Origin of the sequence: Marivita sp. (assembly GCF_020055635.1) — a bacterium.
In the GTDB taxonomy this organism is placed as follows: Bacteria; Pseudomonadota; Alphaproteobacteria; order Rhodobacterales; family Rhodobacteraceae; genus Marivita.
The window spans coordinates 49940-64878 of the sequence record NZ_JAIPUT010000021.1 but is presented as its reverse complement, the minus strand read 5'-3'; the positions used below and the strand labels follow the sequence as shown (position 1 = coordinate 64878).

Sequence of the window (14939 nt, the reverse complement as noted above, 5' to 3'; positions counted from 1 at the left end):
GCGCTGCGCCTTCATGGCCTATCGGCGTGATCCGATCCTGCCGAAATTCGCGGATGACGAGGTCGAAGAACTCAAACGGCAGGCGCGTGCGGGGTTGAAGGACCGGCTTGCGGTGATCCCGCATGCCGCCCCGGTCGAGGACTACGAGAAACGGCTCGAATTCGAACTGGGCATCATCGAAGGCATGGGCTTTCCCGGCTATTTCCTGATCGTTGCCGATTTCATCAAATGGGCCAAGGATCAGGACATCCCGGTGGGGCCGGGCCGGGGGTCTGGTGCGGGGTCTCTGGTGGCCTATGCGCTGACCATCACCGACCTTGACCCACTGCGCTACCAGCTTCTGTTCGAGCGGTTTCTGAACCCGGAACGGGTGTCGATGCCGGATTTCGATATCGACTTCTGCATGGACCGCCGCGAAGAGGTGATCCGCTATGTGCAGGACAAGTACGGCACCGACAAGGTGGGCCAGATCATCACCTTTGGTGCGCTCTTGTCCAAGGCGGCGGTGCGCGACGTGGGGCGCGTGTTGCAGATGCCTTACGGGCAGGTGGACCGCCTGTCCAAGATGATCCCGGTCGAAGGCGTGAAGCCTGTCAGCATCCAGAAGGCGCTGATCGACGAACCGCGCCTGCGCGAGATGGCCCGCGAAGAAGAGGTGGTGGACCGGCTTCTGACCTATGGCCAGCAGGTTGAGGGGCTTTTGCGAAACGCCTCGACACACGCCGCCGGTGTGGTGATCGGCGATCGCCCGCTGGATGCGCTGGTGCCGCTCTACCAGGATCCGCGTTCGGACATGCCGGCGACGCAGTTCAACATGAAATGGGTCGAACAGGCGGGGCTGGTAAAGTTCGACTTTCTGGGCCTCAAGACGCTGACGGTGATCCAGTACGCGCTAGACATGATCTTCAAGACCGGGCGGCCCCTGCATGTAGCCGCCGATGGCACCGAGCTTTATGCGCCCTTCGAGGGGGCCGAGAACGATATCGGGCAGATCCCGCTGGATGACGAAGCCACCTACAGGCTTTACGCCGCTGCCAAGACGGTTGCGGTGTTCCAGGTGGAAAGCTCGGGCATGATGGATGCGCTCAAGCGCATGAAGCCCACCTGCATCGAAGACATCGTGGCGCTTGTGGCGCTCTATCGTCCCGGCCCGATGGAGAACATTCCGACCTATTGCGAGGTCAAGAACGGGCTGAAAGAGCGCGAGTCGGTGCATCCGCTGATCGACCACATCCTCGAGGAAACGCAGGGCATCATCGTCTACCAGGAACAGGTGATGCAGATCGCGCAGGTCATGGCAGGCTATAGCCTTGGCGGTGCCGACCTGTTGCGCCGCGCGATGGGCAAGAAGATCAAGGAGGCGATGGACGCCGAACGCCCGAAGTTCGAAAAGGGTGCGGCGGAAAACGGCGTCGAGGCGAAGAAGGCCAGCGAGGTTTTCGACCTTCTGGAGAAATTCGCCAATTACGGCTTCAACAAATCCCACGCTGCCGCCTATGCGGTGGTCAGCTACCAGACGGCGTGGCTCAAGGCGAACCATCCGGTCGAATTCATGGCCGGGGTGATGAATTGCGATATTCACCTGACGGACAAGCTGGGCGTGTTCTTCGAAGAGGTGAAGAAGGGGCTGAAACTGCCCTGGGTGCCGCCTTGCGTGAACCGGTCACAGGCGATGTTCGACGTGCAGGACGGCGCGCTGGTCTATGCGCTGGGCGCGCTCAAGAACGTGGGCGTCGAGGCGATGAAACTCATCGTCGAGGGACGCGGCGAGAAACCCTTCGTGAACCTTTTCGACGTGGCCCGCCGCGTCGATCTCAAACGCGTCGGCAAGCGGCCTTTGGAGATGCTGGCCCGCTCTGGCGCGTTCGATCAGCTTGATCGCAACCGCCGTCGCGTCTTTGAAAGCCTTGACGCGCTGGTGGGCTATTCCGCCGCGATCCACGATCAACGCGCCTCTGCGCAGGTGTCGCTGTTCGGCGAGGCGGGCGACGACCTGCCCGAACCGCGTCTGTCGCCGGTCACGGACTGGCTGCCCGCCGAACGCCTGTCCGAGGAATTCAAGGCGGTCGGATTCTACCTGTCGGGACATCCGCTTGACGATTACATGACCGCGCTCAAGCGCAAGGGCGCGATGACGCTGGATGACGTGCTGGCCAAGGCGCAGAACGGGCCCTGCGTGGTCAAGATGGCGGGTGTGGTTGCCGGCCGCCAGGAACGCAAGTCGGCACGCGGCAACCGTTTTGCCTTTGCCCAGCTCAGCGACCCGACCGGGGCGTATGAGGTCACGCTGTTTTCCGACACGCTCGAGGCCGCCCGCGATCATCTGGAGACCGGCTCGAAGGTGCTGATCACCGCCGAGGCGACATTGGAATCCGATCAGCTCAAGCTGCTGGGCCGGTCGGTTGCGCCGGCGGATATCGCCGTGGCGGATGCCATCAGCATGGGGCTGCGCATCTTCGTCGATGAGCCAGACGTGGTGGCGCATGTCGCCTCTGTCCTGACCCGTGCCGCCGATCAGTTGCCGAAAGCGGGCAAGGGGCCGATCCGCATCTGCTGCCTCAATGCGCCGGGCCTGCCCGGTGAGGTCGATGTGGCATTGGCCCAGGATTTCCCCGTGACCCCCGAGATCAAGGGCGCGATCAAGTCGCTTGGCGGCGTTCTTGATGTCGAAGAGCTGTAAGCCGCTCATAAAGGCCCGCCGCGTCCGGTCCGCTGGACGGATGCTGCCGTGATGGCTAGGCTGCGCTCCGGGAGGAGTGGGGACATCATGACACGTTTCGTTGCGATCCTGTGCGCCGCCGGTCTGCTGGCCGGATGCACGGACGCGACGCTTCAGGACGTCCCCCGCCTGTCGGATACCGATATCGCTGAGACCGAGGGACAGGCGTCGATCGGCGCCGAACCGGAAGACGGATTGGCCGCAACACCTGTTCAGGTGCCGGAACCGGCAGAAGAACCGCGCGGTGGCTTGCTTGGCTTCCTGAGCCGCGCCGCCGCAGAGGCCAAGTCCGAAGGCGCCGGGCGCGACGAGACCGGCACAAGGGTTGCCGCGGTCCCGCCACAGGGTCAGGGCGACTCCTCGGGCGGCCTTTTTGGCGGGTCAGGCGCGGCGGCAGGTCCGAAAGCGGGCGATCCGGATTACCGGGTCGTGCCGATGGGCACCGTCCTGCCCTACGGCACGTTGGCGCGGGTCTGTGACGTTCCCGACCGGCGGCTTGGCACGCGGGTCGAACGCTATCCCGAAAACCGCAATACCTTTGCGATATACGATTCACAGCCCGGCGCCACGGCCCCCCATACATTTTACGTGACCGGCTTTGACGATGGCTGCGCCCGACAGTTCACCGCCGCGCTGGCGATGTTCGGAAGCCCGGAAACCCATGAACAGCTGCGCTATGGTCTGCCCTCGAAGGTGCAGCCCTATTCCGAAACCGATGCTGCTTACGAGCAGGTCAAATCGAAGATCTGCAGAGTCGGCAAGGGGAGGCCCTGCGGCTCGGCCATGTCGCGGCTTGCGCGCAACACCGCCTTTGTCAGCGTCTATGAACGGTTCGGCTCGAACCCGGTGTGGAAGACAATTCTGCTGCATGACGGCGCGGTCATCGCGACGGATATCCGCGGCAACTGAGCCATGCCGAGGCGGCGATGTGTCGAGGGGACGCCGGGGTGTCTTCGCAAACGAAACCCGCCTAGTAATGCGGCGGACGCTCGTCCGCGAGCACGATGCCGCCGGTGCCCTCGGATTCGCGCTCGGCTTCGCGCATCATCAGCATTTCGACCCGCGCGGTCAGGCGGTCGATCTCGCGGGCCTGTGTCGCCACGGTATCGGACAGGTCGTCGGTGACCCGCAGCAGATGGGCGATGCGTTCTTCAAGAGCGGTGATATCCATGCCGCACAGATGCGCATCCCGGCGGCCAAAGGCAAGAGGAGATAGGTCTTGCTCGGGACCTGTCGGTTCGCACGCGGACCATTGTGTCGGGTTCGGCCCCTTCGCCCTTTGATCATCGCGGTGAAACGCGCCTCGGCTTGCCCCGCTTCGCGCCAGAGGCTATGGGGGCGCCAGAACACATGCCTCCCGGGATCCGATCATGGCCAAAGAGAAGAAAGCCCCACGCCCCAAGGCGCAAACGCCCAAGGGGTTCCGCGACTATTTCGGCGCCGAGGTGACGGAACGCACCGAGATGCTGGGCAAGATCGCCGGGGTCTATCATCGCTATGGCTTCGACGCGCTGGAAAGTGCTGCGGTCGAGACGGTCGAGGCGCTGGGCAAGTTCCTCCCCGATGTCGACCGACCCAACGAAGGCGTGTTTGCGTGGCAGGAAGACGACGAAGGCGGCAAGGGCGACTGGCTGGCCCTGCGCTATGACCTGACGGCGCCCCTGGCGCGGGTCTATGCGCAGCACCGCAACGATCTGTCGCTGCCCTACCGGCGCTATGCGATGGGCCCGGTCTGGCGCAACGAAAAGCCGGGGCCGGGGCGGTTTCGCCAGTTTTATCAATGCGATGCCGATACTGTCGGGTCCGGGTCCGTTGCGGCGGATGCCGAGATCTGCGCCATGCTGGCGGACACTCTTGAGGTCGTGGGCATTCCGCGCGGCGACTACATCGTGCGGGTGAACAACCGGAAGGTTCTGAACGGGGTGTTGGAATCTATTGGTTTAGATCCAAACGCCGAGTTTGGGACTGGTGATCGACGAGAGACTATCGATGCTTCACTATTTGCTGCGACACGCGACGCGGTCCTGCGCACCATCGACAAGTTCGACAAGGTCGGCGAGGCGGGCGTCCGCGAATTGCTGGGCAAGGGGCGGCTGGATGCCTCTGGCGCCTATATCGACGGGGTTGGGCTGAGCGATGCGCAGGCCGAACCCGTTATCGCGTTCTTAACCTCCAAGGGCGAGACTGCCGCAGAGACGATCGGGAATCTGAAGGCGGCGGTTGGTGACAGCGCGATTGGCACGGAAGGTGTGGCAGAGCTTGAGCAGATCGCTGATCTGCTGGCTGCTGGCGGCTATGGGCCGGACCGGATCGTCATCGACCCATCGGTGGTGCGCGGTCTTGGCTATTACACCGGCCCGGTGTTCGAGGCCGAACTTACCTTTGAAATCCTTGATGAAAAGGGCCGCAAGCGGCAGTTCGGATCGGTCGCCGGCGGCGGGCGCTACGACGATCTGGTCAAGCGCTTCACCGGTCAGCCGGTCCCCGCCACAGGGGTCAGCATCGGTGTGGACCGGCTTTTGGCCGCCCTGCGCGAAAAGGGCCGGATCGGCAGCCAGAGCATGGGACCCGTGGTTGTCACCGTCATGGATCGCGACCGCATGGGCGACTATCAGGCGATGGTGGCGGACCTGCGCAACGCGGGCATCCGGGCCGAGGTGTATCTGGGCAACCCCAAGAATTTCGGCAATCAGCTGAAATACGCGGACAAGCGCCAGTCGCCGGTTGCGGTGATCGAAGGTGGCGACGAAAAGGCCAATGGCGTGGTGCAGATCAAGGACCTGATCCTTGGCGCCAAGATCGCCGAGAGCGCCAGTCTCGAAGAGTGGCAGGACCGGCCAAACCAGTTCGAAGTGCCGCGCGACCAGCTTGTGACGAAGGTGCGCGAGATCCTCGAAAGCTATTCGTGATGTTGCAAGGCCAGCCTGACAAATCCCGCGCCCGGAGGGCGGCCGAGATCATCTGTGACGGGTTCGTGGCCGATGGTGCCGCGCGGTTTGAAACCGATATCCTCTTGCCGGCCGAGGTGCTGCTTGACCTGTATGGCGAGGATATCCGCGCCCGGGCTTACGTGACCTCGGACCCCGAGCGCGGCGAGATGATGCTGCGCCCCGATTTCACCGTGCCGGTCGTGCAGTACCACATGGCCGGCGATGGCCTGCCGGCAAGCTACACCTATTTCGGTGAGGTGTTCCGCAAGCAGGAAGACCACCCGGACCGGCGCAGCGAATACATGCAGGTGGGCTACGAGGCCTTCGGCGGAGCCGATGCGGCGGTGGCCGATGCGGATGTGTTCGGGCGGTTTTCCGATGTGTTGGCCCCGCTGGGATTGCGCGCGGCAACCGGCGATATCGGCATCCTGATCGCCATGGTGGCAGGTCTCAGGACCACCGAAGACCGTCGCACGGCGCTGATGCGTCATATCTGGCGGCCCGGGCGGTTTACGGCCCTGGTCAAACGCTTTGCCGGGCTCACCCCCGTGCCTGCCGCGCGGGCGTCGCTGCTGGCCTTGGATGCGCCATTGCCGGACTCGAGCGTGATGATCGGGTTGCGCAGCGAACGCGAAATCAGCACCAGGATCGACGCGCTCCGCGCCGATGCGGCGCAAGCGCCCATGTCGGCGGAAGACGTCGACCTGATCTCGGCGGTGCTGGCGGTGTCGGAAACCTGCCCGAACGCGCTGGAACACCTGCGCGATATCGCGGTGGACCTGCCCGGGTTGCTGCCCGCCCTGGACCGGTTCGAGGCGCGCTGCGAGGCGATGGCCAAGCGCGGCGTCGATGTCGATGCCTTGCCGTTCGAAGCCTCCTACGGGCGCACCTCGATGGAGTATTATGACGGCTTCGTCTTTGGCTTTTACTCTGAATCGCGACCTGATTTGCCTCCCGTGGCGACCGGTGGGCGTTATGACGCGCTGACCCGGCGGCTGGGGCAGGGACGCGAGATCCCGGCGGTGGGCGGCGTCATCCGCCCCGATCTGGTGCGCGATCTCGGGGGGCTGGCATGACGATCAAGCTGGGTGTGCCGTCCAAGGGGCGGTTGATGGAAAAGACCTTTGACTGGTTCGGCGCGCGCGGCGTGACCCTGACCCGCACGGGATCGGACCGCGAATATGCCGGTGCTGTGGACGGCGTTGAAGGTGTCGATCTGGTGCTGCTGTCTGCGGGCGAAATCCCGCGCGAACTGGCGGCGGGGCGGATTCATCTCGGGGTGACGGGCAATGATCTGATCCAGGAAAAACTGGTGCAGTGGGACCAGAAGGTCGAACCGCTGGCGCCGTTGGGCTTTGGCCATGCGAACCTGATCGTGGCGGTGCCGCAGTGCTGGGTCGACGTGGACACGCTGGACGATCTGGACGGGGCTGCGGCGGCGTTCCGGGCGCGGCACGGGTTTCGCATGCGGATCGCCACCAAGTATCACCGGCTGGTGCGCGACTATCTGCGCCGGGGCGGCGTGGCGGATTACCAGTTGGTGGACAGCCAGGGCGCGACTGAAGGCACGGTGAAAAACCTGACGGCAGAGGCGATTGCCGACATCACCTCGACGGGCGAGACCTTGCGGGCGAACCATCTGAAAATCCTTGACGAACCGCCGGTTCTGGAAAGTCAGGCGACCTTGTTCCGCAGCCGCGTGGCCGCGAAATCAGATCAGGATCGGTTGGTGCTGCGGGCGTTGATCGACCGGCTGGGCGTGTAGCGCGGGTAAATCCGTCAACGGATTTACCAAAACGCGTCAACGCGTTTTGGCGCGTCAGGCGTAGCGTTGGAAGAGATCCCGTAGGTTGATATGCGCCCTGAGCCGCGTGGCCAGCAGGAACAGACCTGCGGCCTTGCGTTGCAGGTAAAGCACGTCGGTCGGTGGAATGTGCTGGATCGACCGGTCTCGACCCAAGGCCAGGCCGCGGTCACGCAGATGGGCCACCAAAGACGTGTCTCCGAAGTTGAAGCCCCGGGGGTGCAGCATCGGCGCGTTCGCCATCTCGACCATGTCCAGAATGTCGGCTCGTGTCTTTTCGGGCAGGGCATCGGACAGGAGGCCAAGGTTGCGCAAGGCGTCCGCAATCGCAGGCAGGTCATTGTCTAGAGATGGACGCAGGATCGCCCGGGACCGCGCCACAAGATCGGGCGAGAGGGCACGGGTTGCGCCGAAATCGAGCAGAACCAGTTTTCCGGTCTCGGGCTGCCAGCGGAAATTGGCGAAGTTCGGGTCGGACTGGACGAGGTGAAACTCGAACACCTCGCGCATCATCAGGGTGATGAGCCGTTCGGCCATGCGGTTGCGGGTGGTGTGAACCGCGTCTTCCAGCGTGTCGATGGGCACTGACGGAATGAACGTCATCGCGAGGATGTCGCGGCTGGAGAGATCATCATCTACCGTCGGGACGATGAAATCGGGGTCGTCCTTAAGCAGCTCGCCAAATCGGCGCAGGCTGCGGGCCTCGTGTTCGTAATCGGCTTCTTCGTGCAGTTGCGCGCGGGCGTCCTCCAGCAGCGGTTTCAGGTCAAGCCCCCTGGGCATCATGCCCGAGACCCGCAGCAGGCTGGCAAGGTTGCGCAGGTCGCTGTCGATGCTGTCGCGGATCCCCGGGTACTGGACCTTGATCGCCAAATAGCGGCCATCATGGGTTTGCGCGCGATGCACCTGCCCGATGGAGGCGGCGGCGATGGGGCGGACGTCGAATTTCCTGTAGCGTTTGGTGAAATCCGCGCCCCATGCCTTGGTCAGCACCTGTTTGAGCTGCGCCGGTGGCATGAAATGGGCCTGTGCCTGCAAGGGCCGGAGCACGGCGGCCAGTTCAGGGGTCAGCAGATCACCGGCTTCGAGGGACAGAAGCTGTCCCATCTTCATCGCGGCGCCGCGCATCTGTGACAGTTCCCGCGTCAGGCGGTGTGCGTTCGACGGAGTGAGGAACATGTCGCGGGGCGTGGGTTTGCGCCCCTGCATCAATTGCCTTGCGCCCGCGGCGGCGGCAGACCCCAGAACGCCACCCGCCAGCCCGCCCATGCGCGCGGCGCGGGCGGCGCGCCCTGTCGGGACGGCACGGCTGTTGGGATCGGCTTCGTCAGTCATCAGGGGGAAGTAACGTCCCGAGAGGGCAGGGCAATGCCGGCGCGCGCCAAAACCGGGTCTGGCGCGCGCGGGATCGGTGATTATCCGGTGGCTTCGATCTTGTCTTGCGTCCTGGTGTCGAAATCCGACGCGTCGTGGCGTTCGCGCAGCTGTTCGCTGGGATCGCCGGAGGCGCGGTTGACCATGCGACCCCGTTTGACGGCGGGGCGGGCGTCGATGGTCTTGGCCCAGCGAAGGACGTTGGTGTAGCTTTCGACGTCAAGGAATTCGCCGGCGTTGTAGAGCCGACCCAGAACCAGGCCGCCATACCAGGGCCAGATCGCCATGTCGGCAATGGTGTAATCGGGACCGCTGATGAAGTCGGTGTCGGCCAGCTGGCGATCCAGAACGTCAAGCTGCCGCTTGGCCTCCATTGCGAAGCGGTTGATCGGGTACTCCATCGGTTCCGGTGCGTAGGCGTAGAAATGGCCAAAGCCGCCGCCCAGATAGGGCGCGCTGCCCATCTGCCAGAACAGCCAGCTGAGCATTTCGGCGCGGGTTTCCTTGGCCCCGAGGAAAGCATCGAATTTCTCGGCCAGATGCATCAGGATTGCGGCGGATTCGAACACGCGCACCGGTGTGTCGCCTGACCGGTCCATGAGCGCGGGGATTTTGGAGTTGGGGTTGATGTCGACAAAGCCCGATCCGAACTGGTCGCCATCGCCGATCTTGATGAGCCATGCGTCATATTCCGCATCCGAATGCCCGGCCGCCAGCAGCTCTTCCAGCAGGATGGTGACTTTCTGACCGTTCGGCGTTGCAAGGCTGTAAAGCTGGAACGGGTGTTTGCCGACGGGCAGTTCCTTGTCATGGGTCGCACCGGCAATGGGGCGGTTGGTGCTGGCGAACTTGCCGCCGTTTTCCGAGTCCCAGGTCCAGACTTTCGGGGGCGTGTAGCTGTCGGTCATGAGTTGCGTCCTGCTGTTTGCGTGTCGACCCTCAACCTAAGGATCGTGGCAGGAAGTACCAGTGCACAGGTGCAGGTTGGCTGTGCGGTCGGGTCAGAGCACGCCGATCTCTGCCAGCGCACCGGCCAGTTCGGGGGGCAGCGTGTCATCGTTCAGGCGCGATTTGCCAAGGTCCGGCGGGGCGTCTTCGGGTTTGAGGTATCGCCAGCCCTGAAACGGACGCTTGGGGGCCGTGGCGGTGCGGATCAGCTCAGGATCAAGGACAATGCCGCAGCGGCGGATGCCGTCGGCGCCGATGATCTCTTCCAGACCGATGATCCGCTGGCGAGCCTGGACCAGCCCCTTCACGACCCAGAAGATCGACCCGCCGTTCAGGACCTCGGCCTCGCGTTTGGGCCACATCCGGGTGAGGTGGTAATAATGGCCATTCGCCCGCTGCTGAGAGCGGTTCTGTTGCCAATCCTTGATCTGTTCGACGCTGTCGGAGCCGACCGAGAGTTTGATGAGATGGGTGGTGCCTGCCATACCTTGAAAATAGCGGAGGGGGAGGGGAGGTCAATGGGCACGTCCCCGGCGAGGATGCGCTGACGGCCCCACAATATCAACGGGTTACGACAGGCGGCGCGGAATTTTCCAATCTTTTCAAGGCGTCGGAAATCCTACCGTCGCACGCCGCTCAACAGCTCCGGGCTTACGGTGTCGTCGGCGTCGCCGTGCAGCACGCTGACATCGCCGGTGGTCTCGAAGACAACGGCATGTACCCGATCTAGGTCGTAGGCGTTCGCTTCCCGCAGCTTGCTGTAAAGGTCGTCTTCGGTCATCTTGGTGCGCCGCAGATTGTCTGGAAGGATCCTGCCGCCCTCCATTATCAGGATCGGTTCATTGTCGATCAGGGATTGCGCCCAGCCGGTATGGGTGCGGATCCGCGCGACTGTGGCCTGTACGACAAAAAGACCCACCAGCGCAAAGATGCCCAGAAGAACGCTCTGGTCCGGCGAAATGACGGTGCTGGCGATGACCGACCCGCAGGCGACGGTGGTGGCGAAATCGAAGCTCGACATCTTCGAGAAGGACCGCAGCCCGTTCAGCCGAAGCAGGAGGATCACCGTCACGACGCTGACGAAGGCGCGAAAGATGATTTCAACGGCGATCATCGAACGCCCTCCCGTGGCGGATGAAGAAATGCGACAGCGTGAAGATGAGGGCGAGGGCAATCAGACCAAGATAGCGTTCGTAAAGCCCGTCGACGGTTGTGGGCAGAAAGAAGAACCACGGGGCCGAGATCGTCCACATGACCCCGACGGCCACGAGGCAATTGCCGTAGGTGGCGCTGGCACGGCGCGCGCCGGAGTGGAGCAGGGCCGGGATGAGCGCCATCAACAGCCCGAGCAGATAGACCAGGTAGCTGTGGATCACCCAGCCGTCATTGTCGCTGTCGCCGTATTCGTTGCGCGCGCCGACCAGAAAGACCACCAGTCCGAGAACGGCAAGGCCGACGATGCCGACGCTCCAGCCCCAGCCGCCCATATGGACATGGGCGGCCAGAAGGGCGAGCGCGATGAAGGATGCCGAGAGGGAATAGAGCCCGATATCGACGATGTATTCGAACCGCCCCGCACCCAGATCGCTGATCGTGTCGGCGATCCAGTCGTGTTCGGGCACCACGAAATCGGCAATGAGGATCGAGACGACAAACACAACACCCCCGACGGCCGCATACCAGCCCAGGGTAATCATCAAAGTGGGTTCGTTTTCGATCCTTGGCTGTCTCGGAGCCTCGGACATGACTGTCCTCCCTCAGGCGCGGAAACAACGCCGCAGGGGCGGATTTGGTTCACATCGACCCGCAATACCGAGAGCGGAGCTTCGGGCGGCGGGATGAACGGGGTTCCGCGGTCAGCCCGTCGAGGATTTGCGCGCGCGGGTCTTGGGTTTCGCCTCGGGGGCGTCCTCCTGCGTGGCCGCTTCGCGCTCCAGTCGGGTCTTGCGAAGGCGCTGGGTCTTGGCCTCGCGCTTTTCGGTTTCGGTGTCGAGCATTTCGCGCACGACGCGTGTTGTCTTGTCCATGACCGTTTCGGCCTTGTTCTGCGGCGCCTTGAAAAGAGTGTCTTTGTTCAGTTTTGCCATCAATGGATCTCCTTGACGGTTGGGCTGTGAAGCCGTGGGCTGATAAAGCGGGCGTGCAAATGAAAAAGCGGGCGCCGTCCGAGGACCGCACCCGCCTTGAATTCAGTCCAGCAGTGGCTTATGCCAGCGCAAGATTTGTCGCGCTTTCGCGGCCGTCACGGCCACTTTCGATGTCGAAGGTCACAGCCTGACCATCGTCAAGCTGGTGCAGACCGGCGCGCTCGAGCGCGGAGATGTGAACGAAGATGTCCTTCGAACCATGCTCGGGTGCGATGAAGCCAAAGCCTTTTTGGCCGTTGAACCATTTCACGGTGCCATTTGCCATCGTGTTGTCTCCTAAAGTGTAGTCGCCACCCGCAACATGCGATGGCCCGGCTCAGTGTCGTCGTAGGATCGCCTGAGGCCGTTAGGAAACAGAAGGTCATCGGAAGAATCTTTGCCTCACTCATATGCACTCTTTGGGCGCAGAATACAAGGGCGATCCTTAAAGCGGCGGAAAAGGGTGCGGTTGCGCGCCTGCCCGGCCTGCCGGGTTATCCACAAGGTTCTCCACAGGTGCCGCAGGATGTGGTAGGGTTGATGGATCGCCAATCAAGACGTTGTGGAAAGACCGATTCTTGCGTTATGTTGTCGGTCTGCTCTCCAAATGGGAATCGCTGCCATGTCTCGCTTTAACGCTCCGATTGCTGAACAGATCTGGGATATGAAGTATCGCCTGAAACAGGCGGACGGGACCCCTGTGGACAGCACGGTCGAGGACACGTGGCGCCGCATCGCGCGGTCTCTGGCCGAGGTCGAGGCAGAACCGCAGGTCTGGGAAGACCGGTTTTACGCGGCGCTTGAGGATTTCAAATACCTGCCCGCCGGGCGGATCACGGCGGGCGCAGGTACGGCGCGGTCAGTGACGCTGTTCAACTGCTTTGTCATGGGCACGATCCCCGACAGCATGGGCGGCATTTTCGAGATGCTGAAAGAGGCCGCGCTGACCATGCAGCAGGGCGGTGGCATCGGCTATGATTTCAGCACGATCCGCCCCAAGGGCGCGGATGTCAAAGGTGTGGCGGCGGATGCCTCGGGGCCGCTGTCCTTCATGGACGTGTGGGACGCGATGTGCCGGACGATCATGTCGGCGGGGTCGCGCCGGGGCGCGATGATGGCGACGATGCGCTGTGATCACCCGGATATCGAGGATTTCATCGGCGCCAAGGCCGATGCCGCCCGGCTGCGCATGTTCAACCTGTCGGTGCTGGTGACGGATGCGTTCATGGAAGCGGTCAAGGCGGACCGGTCGTGGGATCTGGCCTTTGACGGCACCGTCTACCGTACGGTTCAGGCGCGCGATTTGTGGAACCGGATCATGCGCGCGACCTATGACTATGCCGAACCGGGAGTGATCTTCATCGACCGGATCAACCAGGCGAACAACCTGAGCTATGTCGAGACCATCGCGGCGACGAACCCCTGCGGCGAACAGCCCTTGCCGCCCTATGGCGCGTGCCTTCTCGGGTCGATCAACATGGCGCGGCTGGTGACGGACCCGTTCGAGGACGCGGCGGCGCTGGACGTGGAGGCGCTGAACGCTCTGGTCGCCACCGCCGTGCGGATGATGGACAACGTGGTCGACGCCTCGCGCTTTCCGCTCGAGGCGCAGCGGGCCGAGGCACAGGCCAAGCGCCGCATCGGGCTGGGTGTCACCGGGTTGGCCGATGCGCTCCTGATGCTCGGTCTGCGCTATGGCTCGGACGAGGCGGCGCGACAGACCGAGGCGTGGCTCAAGGCGATTGCGCGGGCGGCCTATCTGGCGTCGGTGGACCTGGCCAAGGAAAAAGGCGCGTTCCCGCTTTTCGATGCCGACAAATACCTGGCGTCGGGCACGATGATGCAGATGGACGATGATGTCCGCGAGGCCATCCGCGAACACGGCATCCGCAACGCGCTGCTGACCTCGATTGCCCCGACGGGAACGATCTCGCTTTATGCCGGCAACGTGTCGTCGGGGATCGAGCCGGTCTTCGCCTATGCCTATACCCGCAAGGTCTTGCAGAAGGACGGCACCCGCACCGAGGAAGAAGTGGTCGATTACGCCGTGCAGATGTGGCGCGAGAAATTCGGCGACCGCGACTTGCCGGAGTTTTTCGTGAACGCCCAGACGCTGGCCCCGCTGGAGCACGTCAAGATGCAGGCGGCGGCGCAGAAATGGGTGGACAGTTCGATCTCCAAGACGATCAACTGCCCCGAGGATATCAGCTTCGAGGCGTTCAAGGACGTCTACATGGAGGCCTACGAGACCGGCTGCAAAGGCTGCACGACCTACCGGCCAAACGATGTGACGGGGTCGGTGTTGAGTGTTTCGGATGAGAAGAAATCGGACGCACCGGAAGTGGTGACGTCTTCGGACGACGAACCGCAGCAGCCGCATGGCGACGTGATCTACATGTCCGAACCGCTCGACCGGCCCAAGGCGCTGGAAGGCGCGACCTACAAGCTGAAATGGCCCGACAGCGAACACGCGATCTACCTGACGATCAACGACATCATCGTCGGCGGGCATCGCAGGCCGTTCGAGGTGTTCATCAATTCCAAGAACATGGAGCATTTCGCCTGGACCGTGGCCCTGACGCGGATGATCTCGGCGGTGTTCCGGCGCGGCGGCGACGTGTCCTTCGTGGTCGAGGAACTCAAGGCGGTGTTCGACCCGCGCGGTGGGGCTTGGGTGCAGGGCAAGTACATCCCGTCGATCCTCGCCGCCATCGGCGGGGTGATCGAACAGCACATGATCGCCATCGGATTCCTTGCAGGCGAAGGCATGGGTCTCAAATCCGACCCGCAGGCACAAGTCGTCAACCTCGATCCGCCGCGCGGCAAGGCCTGCCCATCCTGCGGCCAGTACGACATGCGCATGATCGAAGGCTGCATGACCTGCGGCTCCTGCGGCCACAGCAAGTGCGGCTGAGGCGGGTGGGGGTCTGTTGAAGCGACCACCAAAACTTGACCATCAGGACCGTCCAAATGTCCATTGGACAGTCAATTCGTGTCCTCTGGCCGGACTTGAGCACAGCAAGAAGTCGTATGTTTAT

At 63.2% G+C, this 14939-nt stretch carries 14 protein-coding genes; 6 read left to right on the top strand and 8 right to left on the bottom strand.

Translation table 11 applies throughout. The features are described from left to right. Positions 1–2680 (top strand): DNA polymerase III subunit alpha (gene dnaE, locus LCF60_RS11910; protein WP_292292014.1); only part of this gene is annotated, 2680 nt, incomplete at its 5' end. Between the two features lie 87 nt (positions 2681–2767). After that, positions 2768–3628, top strand: coding sequence for a hypothetical protein (locus tag LCF60_RS11905; RefSeq protein WP_292292013.1), 861 nt, complete (start codon positions 2768–2770; stop codon positions 3626–3628). Between the two features lie 61 nt (positions 3629–3689). Here the strand turns inward: LCF60_RS11905 and LCF60_RS11900 are convergent, their stop codons facing one another. Further along, positions 3690–3884: a SlyX family protein gene (locus LCF60_RS11900; protein WP_292292017.1), complete on the bottom strand. Its 195-nt coding sequence runs from the start codon at positions 3882–3884 to the stop codon at positions 3690–3692. Between the two features lie 205 nt (positions 3885–4089). Between LCF60_RS11900 and hisS the strand changes: the two genes are divergently transcribed. Genes hisS through hisG form a run of 3 tightly spaced genes read left to right on the top strand, consistent with a single transcriptional unit; the run spans position 4090 to position 7414 of the window. Next, positions 4090–5628, top strand: a complete 1539-nt coding sequence (hisS, locus tag LCF60_RS11895; RefSeq protein ID WP_292292012.1) for a histidine--tRNA ligase — start codon at positions 4090–4092, stop codon at positions 5626–5628. Further along, on the top strand, positions 5628–6725 hold the full coding sequence (locus LCF60_RS11890) for an ATP phosphoribosyltransferase regulatory subunit (protein WP_292292010.1): 1098 nt from the start codon (positions 5628–5630) through the stop codon (positions 6723–6725). The genes hisS and LCF60_RS11890 overlap by 1 nt, the downstream gene beginning before the upstream one ends. Beyond that, complete coding sequence (hisG, locus tag LCF60_RS11885; protein WP_292292009.1) at positions 6722–7414, top strand: ATP phosphoribosyltransferase; 693 nt, start codon at positions 6722–6724, stop codon at positions 7412–7414. The genes LCF60_RS11890 and hisG overlap by 4 nt, the downstream gene beginning before the upstream one ends. Positions 7415–7468: 54 nt before the next feature. Here the strand turns inward: hisG and LCF60_RS11880 are convergent, their stop codons facing one another. From LCF60_RS11880 to LCF60_RS11850, 7 genes are all read right to left on the bottom strand, one after another. Next, complete coding sequence (locus tag LCF60_RS11880; protein WP_292292008.1) at positions 7469–8788, bottom strand: AarF/ABC1/UbiB kinase family protein; 1320 nt, start codon at positions 8786–8788, stop codon at positions 7469–7471. Between the two features lie 80 nt (positions 8789–8868). Further along, complete coding sequence (gene yghU, locus LCF60_RS11875) at positions 8869–9735, bottom strand: glutathione-dependent disulfide-bond oxidoreductase (protein ID WP_292292007.1); 867 nt, start codon at positions 9733–9735, stop codon at positions 8869–8871. Positions 9736–9828: 93 nt separating this feature from the next. Next, positions 9829–10260, bottom strand: a complete 432-nt coding sequence (locus tag LCF60_RS11870; protein ID WP_292292006.1) for a DUF1489 domain-containing protein — start codon at positions 10258–10260, stop codon at positions 9829–9831. Between the two features lie 134 nt (positions 10261–10394). Beyond that, complete coding sequence (locus LCF60_RS11865; protein WP_292292005.1) at positions 10395–10889, bottom strand: YetF domain-containing protein; 495 nt, start codon at positions 10887–10889, stop codon at positions 10395–10397. After that, positions 10876–11520 (bottom strand): DUF998 domain-containing protein, encoded by a 645-nt coding sequence (locus LCF60_RS11860; RefSeq protein WP_292292003.1) that lies wholly within the window; start codon positions 11518–11520, stop codon positions 10876–10878. The genes LCF60_RS11865 and LCF60_RS11860 overlap by 14 nt, the downstream gene beginning before the upstream one ends. 111 nt (positions 11521–11631) lie before the next feature. Next, complete coding sequence (locus LCF60_RS11855; RefSeq protein ID WP_292292002.1) at positions 11632–11862, bottom strand: hypothetical protein; 231 nt, start codon at positions 11860–11862, stop codon at positions 11632–11634. A gap of 118 nt (positions 11863–11980) precedes the next feature. Next, entirely contained in the window at positions 11981–12187 is a 207-nt protein-coding gene (locus tag LCF60_RS11850; protein WP_292292000.1) for a cold-shock protein, read from the bottom strand. A gap of 336 nt (positions 12188–12523) precedes the next feature. On the opposite strand from LCF60_RS11850, the gene LCF60_RS11845 reads away from it, so the two are divergent. After that, the gene (locus LCF60_RS11845; RefSeq protein WP_292291998.1) at positions 12524–14815 is read left to right on the top strand and encodes an adenosylcobalamin-dependent ribonucleoside-diphosphate reductase; all 2292 of its coding nucleotides are present in this window, start codon (positions 12524–12526) and stop codon (positions 14813–14815) included. The last annotated feature ends 124 nt before the right edge of the window (positions 14816–14939 follow it).

What these genes read in the sequence shown, in the direction of transcription:
- LCF60_RS11865 (WP_292292005.1), bottom strand. Translation starts at nt 10,889, where the DNA reads ATGATCGCCGTTGAAATCATCTTTCGCGCCTTCGTCAGCGTCGTGACG.
- LCF60_RS11860 (WP_292292003.1), bottom strand. Translation starts at nt 11,520, where the DNA reads ATGTCCGAGGCTCCGAGACAGCCAAGGATCGAAAACGAACCCACTTTG.
- LCF60_RS11845 (WP_292291998.1), top strand. Translation starts at nt 12,524, where the DNA reads ATGTCTCGCTTTAACGCTCCGATTGCTGAACAGATCTGGGATATGAAG.
- hisG (WP_292292009.1), top strand. Translation starts at nt 6,722, where the DNA reads ATGACGATCAAGCTGGGTGTGCCGTCCAAGGGGCGGTTGATGGAAAAG.
- LCF60_RS11905 (WP_292292013.1), top strand. Translation starts at nt 2,768, where the DNA reads ATGACACGTTTCGTTGCGATCCTGTGCGCCGCCGGTCTGCTGGCCGGA.
- hisS (WP_292292012.1), top strand. Translation starts at nt 4,090, where the DNA reads ATGGCCAAAGAGAAGAAAGCCCCACGCCCCAAGGCGCAAACGCCCAAG.
- LCF60_RS11890 (WP_292292010.1), top strand. Translation starts at nt 5,628, where the DNA reads ATGTTGCAAGGCCAGCCTGACAAATCCCGCGCCCGGAGGGCGGCCGAG.
- LCF60_RS11870 (WP_292292006.1), bottom strand. Translation starts at nt 10,260, where the DNA reads ATGGCAGGCACCACCCATCTCATCAAACTCTCGGTCGGCTCCGACAGC.
- LCF60_RS11855 (WP_292292002.1), bottom strand. Translation starts at nt 11,862, where the DNA reads ATGGCAAAACTGAACAAAGACACTCTTTTCAAGGCGCCGCAGAACAAG.
- LCF60_RS11880 (WP_292292008.1), bottom strand. Translation starts at nt 8,788, where the DNA reads ATGACTGACGAAGCCGATCCCAACAGCCGTGCCGTCCCGACAGGGCGC.
- LCF60_RS11850 (WP_292292000.1), bottom strand. Translation starts at nt 12,187, where the DNA reads ATGGCAAATGGCACCGTGAAATGGTTCAACGGCCAAAAAGGCTTTGGC.
- yghU (WP_292292007.1), bottom strand. Translation starts at nt 9,735, where the DNA reads ATGACCGACAGCTACACGCCCCCGAAAGTCTGGACCTGGGACTCGGAA.